The sequence below is a fragment of the Arthrobacter sp. Cza30 genome (assembly GCF_059090765.1).
This window is the reverse complement of the sequence record NZ_JBNHGA010000007.1, coordinates 31,558-51,204: the sequence shown is the minus strand read 5'-3', so window position 1 is coordinate 51,204 and position 19,647 is coordinate 31,558. Positions and strand designations below refer to the sequence as shown.

Annotated in this window: 18 protein-coding genes; 15 read left to right on the top strand and 3 right to left on the bottom strand. The window is 68.0% G+C overall.

Annotated elements, in window-relative coordinates; all coding sequences use genetic code 11:
* Positions 1–2: 2 nt before the first annotated feature.
* The 5 genes from AC5RVZ_RS23050 (at position 3) to AC5RVZ_RS23030 (ending at position 6,352) form a co-directional block, all read left to right on the top strand.
* On the top strand, positions 3–1,694 hold the full coding sequence (locus AC5RVZ_RS23050) for a ribonuclease J (RefSeq protein ID WP_494067977.1): 1,692 nt from the start codon (positions 3–5) through the stop codon (positions 1,692–1,694).
* A gap of 75 nt (positions 1,695–1,769) precedes the next feature.
* Positions 1,770–4,625, top strand: a complete 2,856-nt coding sequence (locus AC5RVZ_RS23045; protein ID WP_494067976.1) for an FtsK/SpoIIIE family DNA translocase — start codon at positions 1,770–1,772, stop codon at positions 4,623–4,625.
* A 64-nt stretch (positions 4,626–4,689) separates the two neighbouring features.
* Positions 4,690–5,295 carry a CDP-diacylglycerol--glycerol-3-phosphate 3-phosphatidyltransferase gene (pgsA, locus tag AC5RVZ_RS23040; RefSeq protein WP_494002402.1) on the top strand — a complete coding sequence of 202 codons (606 nt, stop codon included), beginning with the start codon at positions 4,690–4,692 and terminating at the stop codon, positions 5,293–5,295.
* Entirely contained in the window at positions 5,292–5,819 is a 528-nt protein-coding gene (locus AC5RVZ_RS23035) for a CinA family protein (protein WP_494067975.1), read from the top strand. Before pgsA ends, AC5RVZ_RS23035 begins: the two co-directional genes overlap by 4 nt.
* A 95-nt stretch (positions 5,820–5,914) precedes the next feature.
* Entirely contained in the window at positions 5,915–6,352 is a 438-nt protein-coding gene (locus AC5RVZ_RS23030) for a helix-turn-helix domain-containing protein (RefSeq protein ID WP_493977754.1), read from the top strand.
* A 102-nt stretch (positions 6,353–6,454) separates the two neighbouring features.
* Here AC5RVZ_RS23030 and AC5RVZ_RS23025 read toward each other — a convergent pair whose 3' ends face one another.
* Positions 6,455–6,937, bottom strand: coding sequence for a MarR family winged helix-turn-helix transcriptional regulator (locus tag AC5RVZ_RS23025; protein ID WP_493977755.1), 483 nt, complete (start codon positions 6,935–6,937; stop codon positions 6,455–6,457).
* Between the two features lie 129 nt (positions 6,938–7,066).
* Between AC5RVZ_RS23025 and AC5RVZ_RS23020 the strand changes: the two genes are divergently transcribed.
* The 7 genes from AC5RVZ_RS23020 to dapF all read left to right on the top strand — a co-directional run bounded on the left by AC5RVZ_RS23020 (position 7,067) and on the right by dapF (position 13,465).
* A complete protein-coding gene (locus AC5RVZ_RS23020; protein WP_494067974.1) occupies positions 7,067–7,288 on the top strand; it encodes a DUF3046 domain-containing protein in 222 nt (73 codons plus the stop codon).
* Between the two features lie 191 nt (positions 7,289–7,479).
* Positions 7,480–8,532: a recombinase RecA gene (recA, locus tag AC5RVZ_RS23015; protein ID WP_494067973.1), complete on the top strand. Its 1,053-nt coding sequence runs from the start codon at positions 7,480–7,482 to the stop codon at positions 8,530–8,532.
* Between the two features lie 81 nt (positions 8,533–8,613).
* On the top strand, positions 8,614–9,090 hold the full coding sequence (locus tag AC5RVZ_RS23010) for a regulatory protein RecX (protein ID WP_494067972.1): 477 nt from the start codon (positions 8,614–8,616) through the stop codon (positions 9,088–9,090).
* Positions 9,091–9,144: 54 nt separating this feature from the next.
* Positions 9,145–10,029 carry a hypothetical protein gene (locus tag AC5RVZ_RS23005; RefSeq protein WP_494067971.1) on the top strand — a complete coding sequence of 295 codons (885 nt, stop codon included), beginning with the start codon at positions 9,145–9,147 and terminating at the stop codon, positions 10,027–10,029.
* A 54-nt stretch (positions 10,030–10,083) separates the two neighbouring features.
* Positions 10,084–11,601 carry a tRNA (N6-isopentenyl adenosine(37)-C2)-methylthiotransferase MiaB gene (gene miaB, locus AC5RVZ_RS23000; protein ID WP_494067970.1) on the top strand — a complete coding sequence of 506 codons (1,518 nt, stop codon included), beginning with the start codon at positions 10,084–10,086 and terminating at the stop codon, positions 11,599–11,601.
* A 5-nt stretch (positions 11,602–11,606) separates the two neighbouring features.
* Positions 11,607–12,536 carry a tRNA (adenosine(37)-N6)-dimethylallyltransferase MiaA gene (miaA, locus tag AC5RVZ_RS22995; RefSeq protein ID WP_494067969.1) on the top strand — a complete coding sequence of 310 codons (930 nt, stop codon included), beginning with the start codon at positions 11,607–11,609 and terminating at the stop codon, positions 12,534–12,536.
* A gap of 8 nt (positions 12,537–12,544) precedes the next feature.
* Positions 12,545–13,465, top strand: coding sequence for a diaminopimelate epimerase (gene dapF, locus AC5RVZ_RS22990; protein WP_494068281.1), 921 nt, complete (start codon positions 12,545–12,547; stop codon positions 13,463–13,465).
* A gap of 10 nt (positions 13,466–13,475) precedes the next feature.
* Here the strand turns inward: dapF and AC5RVZ_RS22985 are convergent, their stop codons facing one another.
* Positions 13,476–14,087, bottom strand: coding sequence for a class I SAM-dependent methyltransferase (locus AC5RVZ_RS22985; RefSeq protein ID WP_494067968.1), 612 nt, complete (start codon positions 14,085–14,087; stop codon positions 13,476–13,478).
* 433 nt (positions 14,088–14,520) lie between these two features.
* On the opposite strand from AC5RVZ_RS22985, the gene hflX reads away from it, so the two are divergent.
* Together hflX and AC5RVZ_RS22975 are read left to right on the top strand one after the other, a co-directional pair.
* Positions 14,521–16,062, top strand: coding sequence for a GTPase HflX (gene hflX, locus AC5RVZ_RS22980; protein ID WP_494067967.1), 1,542 nt, complete (start codon positions 14,521–14,523; stop codon positions 16,060–16,062).
* Positions 16,055–18,094, top strand: coding sequence for an ATP-dependent DNA helicase (locus AC5RVZ_RS22975; RefSeq protein WP_494067966.1), 2,040 nt, complete (start codon positions 16,055–16,057; stop codon positions 18,092–18,094). The genes hflX and AC5RVZ_RS22975 overlap by 8 nt, the downstream gene beginning before the upstream one ends.
* Before the next feature lie 115 nt (positions 18,095–18,209).
* On the opposite strand, the gene lexA is transcribed toward AC5RVZ_RS22975, so the two are convergent.
* The gene (gene lexA, locus AC5RVZ_RS22970; RefSeq protein WP_494067965.1) at positions 18,210–18,959 is read right to left on the bottom strand and encodes a transcriptional repressor LexA; all 750 of its coding nucleotides are present in this window, start codon (positions 18,957–18,959) and stop codon (positions 18,210–18,212) included.
* Positions 18,960–19,255: 296 nt separating this feature from the next.
* On the opposite strand from lexA, the gene AC5RVZ_RS22965 reads away from it, so the two are divergent.
* The gene (locus tag AC5RVZ_RS22965) at positions 19,256–19,609 is read left to right on the top strand and encodes a LysM peptidoglycan-binding domain-containing protein (RefSeq protein ID WP_494067964.1); all 354 of its coding nucleotides are present in this window, start codon (positions 19,256–19,258) and stop codon (positions 19,607–19,609) included.
* Positions 19,610–19,647: the final 38 nt, after the last annotated feature.

Genomic DNA, 19,647 nt, shown 5'->3' with positions numbered 1-19,647 from the left:
CGATGAGCGAATCCACCATCACCCAGTTGCGCACGCCGCCGCTGCTTGAACCGGGGACGCTCCGGATCGTTCCGCTCGGCGGGCTCGGGGAAATCGGCCGCAACATGGCGGTCTTCGAGATCGACTCCAGGCTGCTGGTGGTTGACTGCGGCGTGCTGTTCCCGGAAGAGCACCAGCCGGGGGTGGATCTGATCCTGCCGGACTTCTCGTACATCGAGGACCGGCTCGACGACGTCGTCGGGGTGGTCCTGACCCACGGGCACGAAGACCACATCGGCGCCGTCCCGTACCTGCTGCGGATGCGGCAGGACATCCCGCTGATCGGTTCCCAGCTGACCCTGGCCCTGGTCGAGGCGAAGCTGGCCGAGCACCGGATCAAACCGCAGACCCTCACCGTCGCGGAGGGCCAGGTCGAGCAGTTCGGTCCCTTCGAGTGCGAATTCGTGGCGGTCAACCACTCGATCCCGGACGCCCTGGCGGTCTTCATCCGCACCGCGGCCGGCACCGTGCTGCACACCGGCGACTTCAAGATGGACCAGTTGCCGCTGGACGGCCGGATCACGGACCTGCGCGCGTTCGCCCGGCTGGGGGAGGAGGGCGTGGATCTCTTCATGGCCGACTCCACGAACGCCGACGTCCCCGGCTTCACGACGGCCGAGAAGGAAATCGGCCCGGTGCTGGAGCGCCTGTTCGGCCAGGTGCAAAAACGCATCATCGTCGCCTCCTTCGCGTCCCACGTGCACCGCGTGCAGCAGGTGCTCGACGCCGCCGCGGCCCACGGCCGGCATGTGGCGTTCGTCGGCCGCTCGATGGTGCGGAACATGGGCATCGCCGCCAAACTGGGCTACCTGAACGTTCCCGAGGGCATCCTCGTGGACCTGAAAAACGTTGAGGACTTCCCGGACGACCGGATCGTGCTGATGTCCACCGGATCGCAAGGCGAGCCGATGGCGGCGCTGTCGCGGATGGCCAACGGCGACCACCGCGTGCAGGTCGGTGCGGGGGACACCGTGATCCTGGCGTCGTCGTTGATCCCGGGCAACGAGAACGCCGTCTTCCGGGTGATCAACGGCCTGCTCAAGCTGGGCGCCGACGTCATCCACAAGGGCAACGCCAAGGTCCACGTGTCCGGCCACGCCGCGGCCGGGGAGCTGCTGTACTGCTACAACATCCTGCGGCCCAAAAACGCCCTGCCGGTGCACGGCGAGACCCGCCACCTGATTGCGAACGGGCGGCTGGCCGAGCAAACCGGCGTGCCCGCCGGGAACGTGCTGCTGGCGGACGACGGGTCGGTGGTCGACCTGAAGGACGGCACGGCCCGGATCGTCGGCCAGGTCGAATGCGGCTACGTGTATGTGGACGGATCCAGCATCGGTGAAATCACCGACGCCGACCTCAAGGACCGCCGGATCCTGGGCGAGGAGGGCTTCATCTCCGTCATCACCGTGGTGAACCGCAGCACCGGCCAGATCGTCTCCGGTCCCGAAATCCATGCGCGCGGGTTCGCCGAGGACGATTCGGTGTTCGACGACATCAAACCCAGGATCATCGCCGCCCTCGAAGACGCCGTGGTTAACAACATGGACCACACGACCTACCAGCTGCAGCAGGTGGTGCGCCGGGTGATCGGCACGTGGGTGAACAAACGGCACCGCCGCCGGCCGATGATCGTTCCCGTGGTCCTGGAGGCCTGATCCCGCACCCGGCGCAGCCGATCCGCAGGCGCCAAATCCCGCGGATCACGCCGGGCAGCCGGTAACCTAGCCACTATGGCGACTCGTACTTCCCCTGCCCGAAAAGGCACCCAGCAGTCGCGCGGTAAGGCTACAGGCACCACTGCGCGCTCCTCCTCGGGGCGTTCCAGCAAGACCAAGGTGCTCGAGGTGCAGCCCCAGGAAGAGCAACTGCCGCTGCTGGCCCGGCTGATCCAGGGGCTGTGGATGGCCGTGGCGCGTCCGGTGGCCGCGGGCGTCCGGAAGCTGGGCCCCGATGTGCGGCCCGACCCCGCACTGCGCCGCGACGGCACCGGCTTCTTCCTGCTGCTGCTGGCCGGCTGCGTGGCCACCGTCGAGTGGTGGGCGCTCGACGGCTGGTTTGGAGACGCCGTGCACGCCATGGCCGGCGGGACCTTCGGCTGGATGGCTTTGGTGTTGCCCGTGCTGCTGCTGATCATGGCCGTGCGCCTGATGCGCTGCCCGGAGGACTCTCCCGCCAACAGCCGCATCTCCATCGGCCTCATCCTGGCGCTGGCGTCCGGTTCCGGGCTGGCCCACGTGATCGGCGGCCAGCCCGCCCTCGCCGACGGCTTCGATGCCCTGTGGGCGGCCGGCGGCATGGCCGGGTTCCTGCTTGCCGCGCCGCTGGCAGCGGTCAACACCTGGCTGGCGGTGGCCTTCTACGCACTGCTGGCCTTCACCAGCATCCTGATCGTGACCGCCACGCCGTTCCGCCACATACCGATGCGCCTCCGGATGCTCTACGAGCACCTGATGGGCCAGGACCCGTCGGCGGAAGCCGGGTACCGGCCGGCCGCCGACGGGCATGACCAGAGCTACCTCTACGCCGACGACGCCCCGGCCAAGGAACCCAAGCCGCGGCGCAAGCTGTTCGGAAAGCGCAAGGCCGAAGAGGCGGACGGCGGCGACGACGAGGGTTTCTTCTTCGACGAGGCGTTCGAAACGCCGGTGATCGAGGACGGCGAGCCGGAGGAAGAAGCCGGAACGGAGCAGGCGGCGCCGGCCGTGCCGCCGGGCGTTCGCAGGCCCACCCAGGCCGAGCTCGCCGTCGAAAAAATCAAGCGCAACCAGGGGCTGGTACCCGAAGGCGCCACCGAAGCGCTGCCGGTGCTGCCTGCCGCCGCGCCGGCGACCGCGGCACCCATCGTCCCGTCCACCCCGGTCCAGCCGCAGCCGCCGACCACCCCGATCCCGCAGCGCACCGAGCAGTTGCAGCTGGCCGGCGACGTCGCCTACACGCTGCCGCCCTCGGATTTCCTGCCGCCGGGCCCGCCCTCGAAGGAACGCTCAGAGGCGAACGACGCCGTCGTCAAGGCGCTGACCGAGACCCTGGACCAGTTCAAGGTGGACGCGAAGGTCACCGGCTTCTCCCGCGGCCCGACGGTGACCCGGTACGAAATCGAGCTGGCGCCGGGCACCAAAGTCGAACGTGTCACCGCGCTGTCCAAGAACATCTCCTACGCCGTGGCCAGCTCGGACGTGCGCATCCTCTCGCCGATTCCCGGCAAATCGGCCATCGGCATCGAGATCCCGAACACCGACCGGGAAACGGTCTCCCTGGGCGACGTGCTCAGGTCGAACAACGCCCGCAAGACCGAGCACCCCATGGTCATGGGCGTGGGCAAGGACGTGGAGGGCGGCTTCGTGCTGGCCAACCTGGCCAAGATGCCGCACCTGCTCGTCGCGGGCGCTACCGGCGCGGGCAAGTCTTCGTTCGTGAACTCGATGATCACCTCGATCCTGATGCGCTCGACGCCGGACGAAGTGCGGATGGTCATGGTGGACCCCAAGCGCGTGGAACTGACCGCGTACGAGGGCGTGCCGCACCTGATCACGCCGATCATCACCAATCCGAAGAAGGCAGCCGAGGCGCTGCAGTGGGTGGTCCGGGAGATGGACACCCGCTACGACGACCTCGCCAACTTCGGCTACAAGCACATCGACGATTTCAACAAGGCCGTGCGCAACGGGAAGGTTGTGCCGCCGGCCGGGTCCAAGCGCGTGATCAAGCCCTACCCGTACCTGCTCGTGATCGTGGACGAGCTCGCCGACCTGATGATGGTCGCCCCGCGGGACGTCGAGGACTCCATCGTCCGCATCACCCAGCTCGCCCGCGCCGCCGGCATCCACCTGGTGCTGGCCACCCAGCGGCCGTCGGTGGACGTGGTGACCGGCCTGATCAAGGCCAACGTGCCGTCGCGGATGGCGTTCGCCACCTCGTCGGTGACCGACTCCCGCGTGGTGCTCGACCAGCCCGGCGCGGAGAAGCTCATCGGCCAGGGCGACGCCTTGTTCCTGCCGATGGGCGCCAACAAGCCCATCCGGGTCCAGGGCGCCTGGGTCTCCGAATCGGAAATCCACAAGGTCGTGGAACACGTCAAGGGACAGCTGCAGGCCGTCTACCGGGACGACGTCGCCGTCGAGGCGCCGAAGAAGCAGATCGACGACGACATCGGCGACGACCTGGACGTGCTGCTGCAGGCGACCGAACTCGTGGTCACCACGCAGTTCGGCTCGACGTCGATGCTGCAGCGGAAGCTGCGCGTGGGCTTCGCCAAGGCCGGCCGCCTGATGGACCTGCTGGAGTCCAGGGGCGTGGTCGGCCCGTCCGAGGGCTCGAAGGCACGCGACGTGCTGGTCAAGCCGGACGACCTGGCTTCGACGCTTGCCGCCATCCGTGGCGATGAGCCGCCGGCGGCCGCCCCGGGCGCGGCGGGCGAGGCTGATTCGCTGACGGAGGCGCTGGCGGAGAACGCCAACGCGAACCACGGATTCGACGGCCCGCGTGACCTGGTCGCCGAAGACCTGGACTCGCGGCCGCAGGCGGAGGACTACCACGACGGCGACGATTCAGGGTCCGAGGACGCCTGGAGCCTGACCGGGCGCTGACGTGCGTGCCGCGTACCCGCCGGCGGCGGCCGAAGGGCCACGGCGGGCGGGTAGCCTTGAAACCGTGACTGATTCAGTGTCCCGGCCCGTGCCCCTGCTCAATATCGCCAACGTCCTCACCACCGTGCGGATCCTGCTGGTCCCGTTTTTCATCTGGTTCCTGCTGGCGGACGCCGGGGCAGGGCAGGTGTTCCGCTGGCTGGCGGTGGCGGTTTTTGCCGTCGCAATCTACACCGACAAGCTTGACGGCGACCTGGCCCGGTCCCGGGGCCTGATCACCAACTTCGGCAAGATAGCCGACCCGATCGCCGACAAACTCCTGATTGGTGCGGCCCTGATCCTCCTGTCGGTGCTGGGCGACCTGCCGTGGTGGATCACCGTCGTCATCCTGGTCCGGGAGCTGGGCATCACCTTGCTGCGTTTCGTCGTCATCCGCTACGGCGTCATGCCGGCCTCGCGCGGCGGCAAGTTGAAGACCGTGCTGCAAACCCTGGCGATCTTCCTGTACCTCCTGCCGCTGGAGGCGTGGCTCGGGTCCTGGGCCGTCTGGGTCGCCTTTGCCGTCATGGCGGTCGCCGTCGTCGTGACCGTGGCAACCGGCATCGACTACGTGGTCAAGGCAGTGGCGCTGCGCCGCGCCGCCCTCGCGAAGCCGCAGGGCCGGCCGTGACCACGCCCGCCTCCGTGGTCGTAGGAGCCGCCATCGCGCGGAAGGTGACCTTGGCCACGGCCGAATCACTGACGGCGGGAATGGTGGCGGCGGAGCTGGCCACCGTTCCGGGAGCTTCGGGCACGCTCCGCGGCGGCGTGGTGTCCTACCAGAGCCTGATCAAGACGGCGGTGCTCGGCGTCGACGCGGGCCTGCTCGAGCGCGAGGGCGCGGTCACGGAAGCGGTTGCCTGCCAGATGGCCGACGGCGCCAGGCGCGTGTTGCAGGCCGAGATCGCGGTGTCCACGACCGGGGTGGCGGGACCGGAACCGCACGGTGGACGGGAGGCGGGAACCGTGTGGATCGGTGTAGCGTCTCCGGAAGGCACGCGCGCCGTCGAATACCGCTTCGAGGGGGACCGCGCCCGCATCCGGCGGCTGGCGTGCGAAGCGGCCATCGAACAACTGGGCCTCGCGATCGACGCGGCCCCCGGTCCCGCCGGCACCGGAGATTCGGGCCCGGGAACAAAAACTTTGATTCAGTAGTTATCAAAGGGTGTCAGCAACTGTTACGTTGTTGGCCTAGGCTTGGAAGACAGCGGCGCGAGCCGCACACCTCATGAGGGAGCAAGGCGATACAGATGGTAAAGCAGCCCGTGTCCGTAAACGGTGTAGTCCGTTGGCGTGATGTGGGATTGGCCGAAGAACCGCGTACGGAGCAGAAGGAGCGCAAGATGGTGGTGCTACGACACGAGATTGGCGACGTCCTCCGCGATGTCCGGCAGCGTCAGGGACGCACCCTTCGAGAAGTGTCGCACAGCGCCCGCGTCTCCCTCGGATACCTGAGCGAAGTCGAACGCGGCCAGAAGGAAGCATCGTCGGAACTCCTGTCCTCGATCTGCTCGGCTTTGGACGTTCCCCTGTCGCACATGCTCCGGGAAGTCAGCGACCGGGTCGCGGACGCCGAGGGCGTCGTCATTCCCGACACCGTTCCGCAGGAACTGTCCCGGGAGTTTGTCGGGGCCATTCCGGACGAGCTGCCCGACGAGCTGCGCGGACTGGCTTCCGCCCGCTACTGACCCGAAAACGTGAACCGGCCGGTTCCGCCCCGTGGCGGACCGGCCGGTTTTTGTTGTGCCAGCCGTTGCCCGGCCGCGCCTGCCCGTCCCGGGAGGCTGCGGTTAGTGGACGGGCGGCTCGTTGGCGTACGAAGCGTTCAGCCGGTCCAGCAGCTGTCCCAGCGTGGACAGGTCCTCGACGGACCAGTCGCCAAGGCGCTCGTGGAAGGCGACTTTGCGGGCGGCCTGTGCCTCGGCCAGCTTTTCCAGCCCGGCCGGAGTCAAGGTGATGGATTGGGCCCGTCCGTCCAGTGGATCCGCCTCCTTGCCAACCAGTCCCAACTGCTCAAGCATGGCGATCTGGCGGCTCACGGAGGGTTTGCCGACGCCGATGGCGGCCGCCAGTTCGGTCAGCCGCATGGAGCGCTCCCGCTGCAGGATCAACAGCAGTCCGTAGGCGGCAGGCTCCATGTCCGGGTGGACGTTTCGTGCCACCCGGTGCGAATTCGCCCTGGCCCGGCGCCAGAGCAGGCTCAGCTGCCGTTCCAGTGCTTCGATGGCCGCATCGAACCCTGCATCTGCGCTGCCTGTGGCGTGGTCTGTCATGGGCTCATTGTAATGAGCAGCATGCACACGCAGGGCAACGGCGGCCTGACGCGCCGACGCGTATTCCGATGGCGCCGAATCTCCGCCCGGTCCGGTTGAGGCCGGACGGACACGTGAGAAGATGGACGCGTGCGAACCAGTGACTTCTGGCGGTTGATGGACGATGAATTCGGTCCCGCATACTCGCATGTCCTGGCGGCCGACCTGGTGCTGGGTCAGCTCGGGGGCCGCACCGCGGCCGAAGCGCTGTCCGCGGGCATCCCGCCCAAAACCGTGTGGCTAGCCCTCTGCGACGTCCAGGACGTTCCGCCCGAGCGGCGCTGGGGCAAGGACCGTGAGCCGCGCGGCTGAACAGACACGCCGCGCCAAATGCCGATATGTTCGAAAGTGTGTTCGGATCCCGCTAAGCTTCTACACAGACCCCCGAGTGGACGGATCATCCACACGCTCCGCTGCCGATCCCATTTTGTCCGAACCGGCGGTTACGGTCGGAAGACGTCAAGAAAAAAAGGCCCGAGGGCCGCAAGAGACTGAGGTGAACAATGGCCGCACCAGCTGACCGCGAGAAGGCACTGGAAGCTGCGCTGGCGCAGATCGACAAGCAGTTCGGCAAGGGGTCGGTGATGCGGCTCGGCGACGACACGCGCGCCCCCATCGAAACGATCTCCACCAGTTCGATCACCTTGGACGCGGCGCTGGGCATCGGCGGCCTGCCGCGGGGCCGCGTGGTGGAAATCTACGGTCCGGAATCTTCCGGTAAGACCACCGTGGCGCTTCATGCCGTGGCCAGCGCGCAGAAGAACGGCGGCATCGCAGCCTTCATCGACGCCGAGCACGCCCTGGACCCCGAATATGCCAAGAAGCTTGGCGTTGACACCGACGCCTTGCTGGTATCGCAGCCGGATACCGGTGAGCAGGCCTTGGAAATCATGGACATGCTGATTGGCTCCGGCTCGCTGGACATCATCGTGATCGACTCCGTCGCGGCCCTCGTGCCCCGCGCGGAAATCGAGGGCGAAATGGGTGACAGCCACGTGGGGCTCCAGGCGCGCCTCATGAGCCAGGCCCTGCGAAAGATTACCGGGCGGCTCAACCAGTCCAAGACCACGGCCATCTTCATCAACCAGCTGCGCGAAAAGATCGGCGTGTTCTTCGGCAGCCCGGAGACCACCACCGGCGGTAAGGCGCTGAAGTTCTATGCCTCCGTGCGCATCGACGTCCGCCGCATCGAGACCCTGAAAGACGGCGCCAACCCGGTGGGCAACCGCACCCGCGCCAAAATTGTCAAGAACAAGATGGCTCCGCCCTTCAAGCAGGCAGAGTTCGACATCCTGTACGGCCATGGCATTTCCCGCGAGGGCAGCCTGATCGACATGGGCGTGGAACATTCGCTGGTCAAGAAGTCGGGCGCCTGGTTCACCTACGACGGCGACCAGCTGGGCCAAGGCAAGGAAAACGCCCGTAAGTTCCTGATCGACAACCCGGACCTGGCCGACGAGCTGGAACGCAAAATCCGGCAGAAGCTCGGGATCGACCCCGTTCCGGACAGCGGAGAAGAAGGCGGGCCGAAGCTCAAGGCAGTCGACGGATTCTAGGTGGCCCGCAGGAACGGTCCGGCCGCCGGGCCAACGCCGGGCAGCCCGGCCGACCTGGCGCCCGAGGCGGATCCCCACGCGGTGGCACGTTCGATTGTGCTGGGCGCGCTGACGCGGTCCCCGAAAAGCCGCGCGCAGCTGGCCGCAAAGCTGGCTGAGCGCGGCGTCCCGGACGACGTCGCCGAGGCGGTGCTCGACCGATTCGAAGAAGTCAATCTCATCGACGACGCCGAGTTCGCCGAAATGTGGGTGCGCAGCCGCTCCCAGACCCGTTCCTTGGCACGCGCTGCCCTCAGGCGGGAACTCGCGGAGAAGGGGATCACCGGCGACATCGCCGAGCAGGCACTTGACCAGCTTTCGCCCGACGACGAGCTGGACGCCGCGCGGGAACTCGTTCGCCGCAAGATCCGTCCCGACTGGGAACTGAACGACCGGTCGGCCAGGGACAAGCATCTGCGGCGGTTGGTTTCGATGCTGGCCCGGAAGGGCTATCCGCCCTCCCTGGCCTACCGGGTCGCGGACGAGGAACTCGGCAACGCCGCCGACCAGGGGTACTGAGCCTTCCGTTATGGAATTGTGACTTTCTGAAATTGAACGTATCATTCTGGGACTGTGAGCCCATCGCAGAATGAACGTCGCCAATCCACCCAGCTACGCCGGAGCACCCGCAGGCGGCGCCGCCTTCGGATCGCGGCGGGGCTGACTCTCGGCTCTGTCGCTGCCCTCGGCGCCACCGGGGCAGCGGGTGCCCTTCACGACGGCCAGAGCCCGTCCGCGGCGGCGGGGTTCATCGCAGACCCGGTGAAGCAGCTGATGGGTTGGAGCGACCCGGACGAGGGGCAGCGGCCGGTAACGCGTGCGTCCCAGAGCCAGCAAACGGAACGAGCTTCCACCGACGCGGCCGCGCAAAAGGACGCGCGGGCATCGGAGCCGCGCAAGGCGGACGAAAACGAAACTGCCGCCGGTCAGGCAGCCGCAACCCCTGCAGCAGAGGTTGCGGAGACGGGAGCCTCCGGACCAACGAGTCCAGGCCAACAAGGCGCCGCCGGGGCGCAGCCGGGTGCGGCCCGGGACGGCGCGTCGACGGACCCGGCCGGGAAGGCAGCTGCCGGGCGCGCGGCCGAAGAACAAGCTGCACCGGGCGCAGCCAATCAACGGGCTGCAGCCGGCCCGGACGAAGAACAGGATCCGGCGGCCGGCGCCGCGGCAAACGAGGGGGGCTCCCGGCCGCCTGCTGAAGCACCGACGAACGACCCGGGGCCGGCCGACGACGACGCCGGAGCCGCAATCCCGGCCCCCGGCTGGGGTGCCGGGGAGTTGGCCTGCCTCGAAGAGCTCTGGAACAAGGAATCGGAAGGAAACGCCGGCGTCGAGAAATCGACCGGCGGCGGGTACGTTTTCCGGATCCGGCTCGACCGCGGCCTGGATTACATCGAGTCCCGGTACGGTTCGCCGTGCCTGGCCCTGGACTTCCAGCTAGACAACAGCTGGTACTGATTTACCCGCCCTGCGAATTGTGGCCGGTCTCGCCACAGGCCGTACCCTTGTAACGTGAGTTTGACTGCCCCAGCCCCGCCCATCGAGACGCAGCACGAAGCCCGCACCTACCAAGTGCGCACGTTCGGCTGCCAGATGAACGTACACGATTCCGAGCGGCTTGCCGGGCTCCTCGAAGCAGCCGGCATGGTCGAGTCCCAAGGCGGGCAGGCCGACGTCGTGGTGTTCAATACCTGTGCGGTGCGGGAGAACGCCGACAACAAGCTGTACGGCAACCTCGGCCAGCTCGCCCCCGTGAAGGAACGCAACCCCGGCATGCAGATCGCCGTCGGCGGCTGCCTGGCGCAGAAGGACCGGGAGACGATCCTCCAGAAGGCGCCCTGGGTCGACGTCGTGTTCGGCACCCACAACGTGGGCTCGCTTCCCGCCCTGCTGGAGCGTGCCCGGCACAACAACGAAGCGCAGCTGGAAATCCTCGAGTCGCTCGATGTCTTCCCCTCGACGCTGCCCACCAAGCGCGACGCGGTGTACTCCGGGTGGGTTTCCATCTCGGTCGGTTGCAACAACACCTGCACGTTCTGCATCGTGCCCTCGCTGCGCGGCAAGGAACGCGACCGCCGGCCGGGGGACATCCTGGCGGAGGTCCAGGCCCTGGTCGACGACGGCGCCATCGAGGTCACCCTGCTGGGGCAGAACGTGAACTCCTACGGCGTGGAATTCGGCGACCGCGGCGCCTTCGCGAAGCTGCTGCGCGCCTGCGGCAACATCAGCGGCCTCGAGCGCGTCCGGTTCACCAGCCCGCACCCGGCTGCGTTTACCGACGACGTCATCGACGCCATGGCCGAAACACCCAACGTCATGCCGCAGCTGCACATGCCGCTGCAGTCCGGGTCGGACAAGGTCCTGAAGGACATGCGCCGGTCCTACCGGTCCACCAAGTTCCTCGGCATCCTTGAAAAGGTCCGGGAACGGATTCCGCACGCCGCCATCTCCACCGACATCATCGTCGGATTTCCGGGGGAGACGGAGGAGGACTTCCAAGCCACGTTGGACGTGGTAAAGCGGGCCCGCTTCGCCAGTGCCTTCACCTTCCAGTACTCCAAGCGGCCCGGCACGCCGGCCGCGGAACTGCCGGACCAGCTGCCCAAGGCCGTGGTGCAGGAACGCTACGAGCGCCTGATTGCCCTGCAGGACCGGATTGCTGCCGAAGAGAACGCCAAACAACTGGGCAGCAGGCTCGAGGTCATGGTGACCGCGCAGCAGGGACGCAAGGCGGAGGCAACCCACCGGCTCTCCGGGCGGGCCCGGGACCAGCGGCTGGTGCACTTTTCCGTGCCCGCGGGTGCGCCGGCGCCGCGGCCGGGCGATCTGGTCACGGTGACCGTCACCGAGGCGGCACCGTTCCACCTGATCGCCGACCCGGCCTCCGAAGCGGACTACCAGCTGCGCCGCTCGCGCGCCGGTGATGCGTGGGACCGCTCCCAGGCGGATTCCTGTGCGGTACCGGCCGCCCCGGGCAAGCCCTCCCAGGTGTCGCTGGGCATGCCCGCGCTGCCCGGCCGAACCGCCTGACGGCGATGCCGGTCCACCCACCAGCGCCGGCCGGCCCGGCGGTCATCGCCGTCGTCGGTCCCACCGGCTCCGGAAAATCGGATCTCGCCGTCGCGCTGGCCCGGCGGCTGGGCGGGGAGGTGATCAACGCCGACGCCATGCAGTTTTACCGCGGCATGGATATCGGCACGGCCAAAATGGATCCGGCCGAGCGGCAGGGAATCGAGCACCACCTGCTGGACATCCTCGACGTGACGGAAGAGGCGAGTGTCTCCGCCTACCAACAACAGGCCAGGGAAGCGATCGACGGCGTGCACGGACGGGGGCACCGGGCCATCCTCGTCGGTGGTTCCGGACTGTATGTACGGGCCGCCCTGGATGCGATCGAGTTTCCGGGTACCGATCCGGTCCTGCGCCGCGGCCTGGAAGAGGAGCTGGAAAGGCTCGGCCTCGCAGCGATGCGGGAGCGGCTGCGGCAGGTCGACCCGGTGTCCGGCGGGCGGCTGGCCGACGCCCGCCGGGTCATCCGGGCGCTGGAAGTGCGGCAACTGACCGGGCGTCCGTTCAGCTCCTACATGCCCGAGCGGGAGTATGTCCGCCCGACCGTGCAGATCGGCCTCCGGGTGGACCGCGAGCGGCTCAAGCACCGCCTGGCCGGCCGCGTCCATACGATGGTGGAACGCGGGCTGCTGGAGGAAGTCGCGGCACTGGACCGGCAGGGCCTGCGCCACGGCCGGACCGCCTCGCGCGCGCTCGGCTACGCCCAGTTCCTGAAGGTGCTGGACGGTGAATGGAACCGGGACGAGGCCGCCGAGGACACCATTGCCGCCACCCGCAGGTTCGCCCGGCGCCAGCTGACATGGTTCCGCGCCGATCCAAGGATCCACTGGCTGGACTGGGAGGATCCGCTGGCGGCGGACAAGGCGGCGGCGCACATCGCTAAGCTTGAGCCGTGAACAACCCCATGCCTGATCATCTGTCGGCCCTCGCCGGGCTGCCCTTTGCCAAGGGACACGGCACCGGCAACGACTTTGTGCTCATTGCCGATCCCGATGGGGCCAAGCACCTCGGGGCCGAGGCGGTCGCCGGCCTCTGCCACCGCCACCTCGGCATCGGCGCCGACGGGCTCATCCGTGCGGTCCGGTCCCGGCACCTGCCCGAGGGCCGTGAGCTGCTGGAGAGCGCGCCGGAGGCCGAGTGGTTCATGGACTACTACAATGCCGACGGCTCGACCTCGGAAATGTGCGGCAACGGGGTCCGCGTCTTCGTGCACTTCCTGCTGGCCGAAGGACTCGTCCAGCTGGGGGCGGGGGAATCGCTGACCATCGGGACCCGGGCGGGAACCAAAATCGTCAGCCGGTCAGCCAACGGCTACGCCGTGGACATGGGGCCGTGGGAGTTCATCTATCCGGCGGAGGCTGCCGCCAGGGCGATGGATTCGACGGTCAGCGCAGGCGGTCTCCAGGTGCCGCGGCCGGCACTGTCGGTGAGTCTGGGAAACCCGCACACCGTGGTCGCCCTCGCCGGGCTCGAAGAACTGGCCGCCACCGAGTTGTTCCACGCGCCGGCGGTGGATCCGGTTCCGGAGAACGGAACGAACGTTGAGTTTGTCGTGCCGGCGGAACCCCTCGTCGCCGACGGCGCCGGGCACATCAGCATGCGCGTGCACGAGCGCGGGGTGGGGGAGACCCAGTCCTGCGGGACCGGCGCCTGTGCTGCAGCCGCCGCCATCCGCTACTGGGCGGGTGCTGGCGCGCCGGACGACTGGCAGGTCGGAGTTCCGGGCGGCGTTGTCCGGGTCCGGTTCATCCCCGCAGCCGACGGGCGGGAACATGTGGAGCTGAGTGGCCCCGCCGTGCTCGTGTCCCGAGGCGTGGTGGCCTGACCGAAGCCGCTCAGCCGGCCCGCCGTACGCAGAGCACCCGGAACGTCTTAGCGGTGCTTTCACGGCTGACGGTGTAGTCCGACGGCAGTTCGGCCGCGAGCCAGCGCTGCAGCGAGTCCGACCCGAGGTTCTTCTGGACGACCAGCCAGGCGGTGCCCCCCGGTGCGAGGCGGGGCAGCCACATCAACAACAGTTCGTGAAGCTCGCTCTTGCCGATCCGAATCGGAGGATTGGACCAGATGGTGTGGAACTGCAGGGCCGGGTCAACGTCTTCCGGGCGGCAGGCACGGACATTGGCCAGCCCCAGGGACGCGGCGTTGTCGTTGGTCAGCGCGATGCTGCGTTCATTCACATCCACGGCCAGCACCGTGGCATCGGGGGACTTCAGCCCCATGGTGAGCGCGAGCGGTCCCCACCCGCAGCCGACGTCGAGCAGGTTGCCTTCCGGAGCAGGCGGGGGGACCTCATCCAGAAGCACGGCCGTGCCCTTGTCGAGGCCGTCCGGACTGAAGATGCCTCCAGCTGTTTGCAGCTGCCGCATGCGGCCATCCAGCTCGACGGCGAGGGTGCGGCGAACCTCGGGATTGCCTGGTTGCGCGCTGAAGTAGTGCTCTGTTCCCATAATCGGCCAGATTAGTGCGCCGACCGCGGAATCGGTATCTAGGCCCACCTAAGCAACGTCGGCTCTGATACCGTGGGAGGCATGAAAAACCTGTGATTGCGCCGTAACCTGCTGTCCCCGTTCGCACCCGGACAGCGCGTGCCGATGGTTGAGGCCTTGACCTCCCCGGCCGCCGGGCAATCACCGTTCCCGAAGGCTCTCTCGAGTCCCTTCTGATCCGGTGCCGCAGCCGCCGCAAGGGCTGCGGCGGTCCCCGGCACCCGCTGTTTGCCCTGCCGCCCGGCCGGCGCCGGCAGCCCGCATTTCCCGCCCGGCAGTGCCCGGGCCCATGCCAGGAGGACTTTTGGCGAATCATCCACAAACTGCATCTTCGGGCTCTGCCGGTCGCATCCCGGAGGACTACGATAAGACCACGGACATTTCGAAGGAGAGCATGACCACCAACCACCCCCAGCCGACACCGGAACCGGAAATGACGCCTGATGAGATCCAGGCGGTCATCGACCGTATCCTGGCCCGCGACACCGCGGCGCGAGGCAAACAGGGCGTCGGCGGCAGAGCCCAGGCACTCTCCGAACTTGATGCCGAGCATTCCGAATTCGACGGCGACCAGCAGGATCTCGCAGAACGCCGCGCCCTGCGGCGCGTGGCCGGCCTGTCCACCGAGCTTGAAGACGTCACCGAGGTTGAGTACCGGCAGCTGCGCCTGGAGCGGGTCGTCCTCGCCGGTCTCTGGACCGAAGGCACGGCCGACGACGCGGACAATTCCTTGCGCGAACTGGCAGCGCTGGCGGAGACAGCCGGTTCCGAGGTGCTGGACGGTATTGTCCAGCGCCGGTTAAAGCCGGATCCGGGGACTTTCCTGGGCTCCGGCAAGGCCCAGGAACTACGCGACATTGTGATGTCCACCGGCGCCGACACGGTCATTGTCGACGGCGAGTTGTCGCCGTCGCAGCGCCGCGGTTTGGAAGACATCGTGAAGGTCAAGGTCATTGACCGCACCGCGCTCATCCTGGACATTTTCGCGCAGCATGCCAAGAGCCGCGAAGGCAAGGCCCAGGTAGAGCTGGCCCAGCTTGAGTATCTGCTGCCCAGGCTCCGAGGCTGGGGCGAGTCCATGTCCCGGCAGGCCGGCGGCCGCGTGGGGGCGGCCGGCGGCGGCATCGGTTCCCGCGGGCCCGGTGAGACGAAGATCGAGCTGGACCGCCGGCGCATCCGCACCCGGATGGCGAAGTTGCGCCGGGAGATCACCGCCATGAAGCCCGCACGGGAAACCAAGCGCGCCAACCGCCGCCGCAATGCCGTGCCGTCGGTGGCAATCGCCGGCTACACCAATGCCGGCAAGTCGTCGCTGCTCAACCGCCTGACGGATGCGGGCGTGCTGGTCGAGAACGCGCTCTTCGCCACCCTGGATCCGACCGTCCGCCGGGCGGAAACACCGGACGGCATCGGTTACACGCTCGCCGACACGGTAGGGTTCGTCCGGTCGTTGCCGACGCAGCTGGTGGAAGCCTTCCGCTCCACCCTGGAGGAAGTTGCCGACGCCGACGTCATCCTGCACGTCGTCGACGTCTCGCATCCCGACCCGGAGGGCCAGATCGCCGCAGTGCGCGAGGTGCTGACCGAAATCGAAGCACGGCACATTCCGGAAATCGTCGTCTTGAACAAGGCCGATGCCGCCGATCCCTTCGTGGTCGAGCGACTGCGCCAGCGCGAACCGCGGCACGTCGTGGTCTCGGCGCGGACCGGGCAGGGCATCGATGAGCTGCTTCGGCTCGTCAGCGAGACGATCCCGCGGCCCAGTGTGAAGCTGCAACTGCTGGTGCCCTACGACCGTGGCGAAGTGATTAGCCGCCTGCACAACGAAGACGCCGAGATCCTCTCCATGGAGCATGGCGGGGACGGCACGCGGCTCGACGTGATGGTGCGCGAGGGCCTGGCATCGGAGCTGGAACAGTTCCTCCGGCATGACTGACCTCCAGGTTCCCGCCGGTGAGGCGTTGCGGCTGCTTGATGTCGCCGTTCAGGAGATGGGCGGGCAGCACCGTGCCGGCCAGCACGAGATGGCGGCGAAAGTAGCCGAGGCCTTCGAGCGCCGGCAACACCTGCTGGTGCAGGCGGGCACGGGCACCGGCAAGTCGCTGGCCTACCTGGTGCCGCTCATGGTCCAGGCGCTGGAGGGGGAGAAGCCGGCCATCGTCTCCACCGCAACGTTGGCGCTGCAATCGCAGATCGTCAAGCGGGATCTGCCCCGGCTGTTGGAGGCCGTCGCCGACGAGCTTCCCAGGCCGCTGGACGTCGCTTTGCTCAAGGGCAGGAACAATTACCTCTGCCTGCACAAGCTCGCGGGCGGCTTTCCGGACGAGGACGCGCCGGCGGCACTGTTCAGCCTCGGCGAGGACGCGGTTCCGCATCCTGCTCCGGCCGGCGCAGTGTCCGCTTCCGGCGCCTCGGGCGCGCTGGGCAAGGAAGTCGTGCGCCTGCGCGAGTGGGCACAGGAGACCGAAACCGGGGACCGGGATGAACTGGTGCCCGGTGTCAGCGACCGGGCCTGGCGGCAGGTCTCCGTCGGCTCGATGGAATGCCTGGGCGCCCAGAAGTGTCCCCTGGCCGCCGAGTGCTTCAGCGAACTGGCCCGGGGCCGCGCGGCAGAGGCTGACATCGTGATCACGAACCACGCCATGCTGGCCATCAACGCCTTCGAGGGCGTCGCGGTACTCCCGGACTATGACGTGGTGGTCATCGACGAGGCCCATGAGCTGCAGGACCGGGTCACCAGCGCCGTCGCGGGGCAACTCTCCGCCGCCATGGTGCGTACCGCCGCCTCGACGGCGCGCAAACACACGGGGATCAGCGTGGAGCCTTTGAACTCCGCCGCCGACGCCCTGGAGGACGTCCTGCAGTCGGTGCCGACCGGCTTGTTGGCGGCCGGCCTCCGCGAGGAGCATGAGCTGGTGCTCGCGCAGGTACGGGAAGCGGCCCGCGCGGCGCTCTCCGACTCCAAGCCCGAGGGTGCGGGGGCAGCGGACGGCGGACGGCAGATGGCGCGCTCACGGCTCTCGGCCGTGCTGGAGCTGGCTGAACGGCTGCTGTCCGCACCGGACTCCCGGGAGGTCATCTGGGCGACCCGTCCCAGCACCTATGGCGAGACCGGCGACTACGCCGCGAATGACGACCAGCCGGCAACGCTGAACGTAGCACCGCTCTCGGTGGCGTCCCGGCTGCGTGAGGGCTTGTTCGACGAACATACCGTTGTGCTGACATCGGCGACGTTATCGGTCGGGGGAACCTTCGACGCCGTCGCCGGGTCGCTCGGACTGCTCGGAGCCGGCGCGCCCGCCTATTCCAGCGTGGACGTGGGCAGCCCCTTCGATTACCCCAGGCAGGGCGTGCTCTACGTGGCGTCGCATCTGCCCAAGCCGGGCCGGGGCACCAGCCCGGAACAGCTCGATGAACTCGAGGAGCTGCTGCTGGCCTCGCGCGGCGGCGCCCTGGGCCTGTTCTCCTCGCGGCGTGCGGCAGAAGAAGCCGCGGCCGAAATGCGCGCGCGCACCGACCTGACCATCCTGTGCCAGGGCGAATCGTCGATGGGCGCGCTGGTCCGCCAATTCGCCGAAGAGCCCGACACCTGCCTGTTCGGCACGATGACGCTCTGGCAGGGCGTCGACGTTCCCGGTTCCGCGTGCCGGCTCGTGGTCATCGACCGGATCCCGTTCCCCCGGCCGGATGACCCGCTCACGACTGCCCGCACCCGGTCCGTGGCGCAGTCCGGGGGAAACGGTTTCATGACCGTCTCGGCGACCCACGCGGCCGTGCGACTGGCCCAGGGAGCCGGCAGGCTGATCCGCGCCTCCAACGACCGCGGGGTGGTGGCCGTGTTGGACTCCCGGCTGGCGACAGCGCGCTACGGGAACTTCCTCCGCAGCGCCCTGCCGCCCTTCTGGAGTACCAAGGACGGCGCCACGGCCCGCCAGATCTTGGAAAGGCTGGCGTCGGCCGCAGCCTGAACGTGCTGTGGGGGCACGCCCATCCCGGAGCGAGCGGGGCCCACCCGGCCGGGAACCGCCCGTGCGCGCAGGGATCCCGGGGTGGCGGCAGCGGGGGACCGGAGACGAGGGCGCGTCAGAGGGCCCGCATCACCGAGACAACCTTGCCCATGATGGTTGCGTGGTCGCCCAGAATGGGTTCGTACTGGGTATTCTGCGGCAGCAGCCAGGTGTGGCCGTCGCGCTGCCGGAAGGTCTTGACCGTTGCTTCGTCGTCGAGCAGTGCCGCCACGATGTCGCCGTTCTCGGCCGTGTGCTGCTGGCGCACCACGACCCAGTCGCCGTCACAGATGGCCGCATCGATCATGGAATCGCCCGAGACCCTGAGCATGAACAACTCGCCGTGTCCCACCAGTTGCCGCGGCAGGGGCATGACGTCCTCGACCGCCTGGTCCGCCAGGATAGGCCCGCCCGCTGCGATCCGTCCCACCAGCGGCACCATCGCCGTGTCGGATGACGTGGTCAGCTCGGATACTGCGACGCCGCTGGAGCTGCGCAGCTGTTGCGGTTCATCGACTCCGACGATTTCCACACCCCCGTGCTCGAGTTTCAGCGGGGTCAGGATTTCCATGGCACGGGGACGCTTGGGGTCGCGCCTGATGTAGCCCATCTTCTCGAGCTGGGCCAACTGGTGCGTGACGCTGGACAGGCTTGCCAGACCGACGGTGTCACCGATCTCGCGCATGGACGGAGGGTATCCGTGGGACATGACGGAGCGCTGGATCGTTTCCAGGATCTTCTTCTGCCGCGGCGTCAGGCTGCGTCCCACTTTGACGGGCCGGCCGCGTCGCTTCGCTCCGGCAGTGGTGGTGGTCTCTTCCGACATGTCCGGCCCCGGTCTCCCCGTAGTGGTCCCTGCGCCGGCGCCGTAGCGGAACCGCACATGGGCTGTTGTCTCAACTGTTTTGTCGGTGGCGGCTGATGCACTGCTCTTACTGCCGCTCGACGCTTACAACGCTAGGCGAGGCGGTAGCGAATTTCAAACATTTGTTCGACTGAGTCTCGACAATGTTCGATCACCAGTGCTAAAACTGTAAGAGACGCATTCGAAGATACGTTCGAATGCGGTCGCACAACGATCGAAACCAGCCGAAATAGATCGAATATCGGAAAGGTGGCACCATGTCCGCCCAGCTCGCACCGCAGCCCGCCGGCGTTCGCACCAGCACAGGCCTGCGGCTGACCCGCCGGGGCCGTTTGTTGCTGATCGGCCTGCCGCTGATGCTCGCCGCGGCCGCAGCCCTGACCCTGATCGGTTTCTTCACGGCTCCGGCAATGGCCGCCGCCGGGGGGCTGGGACCGGGGCCGGCGGCAACTGTCACGGTCGGCAGCGGCCAGACACTGTGGGACATAGCAGTGCAGTCCGCCCCGGACCGCAACCCTCACGATGTCATTTTCGAGATCGCGCAATTGAACGGCCTCCAGGGGGACATCGTCCACGCCGGACAGCAGCTGCTGGTCCCGTCGGCGCGCTGAGACCAGCCGTAATATGAGCTGCTTCGGCCCGCCCGATT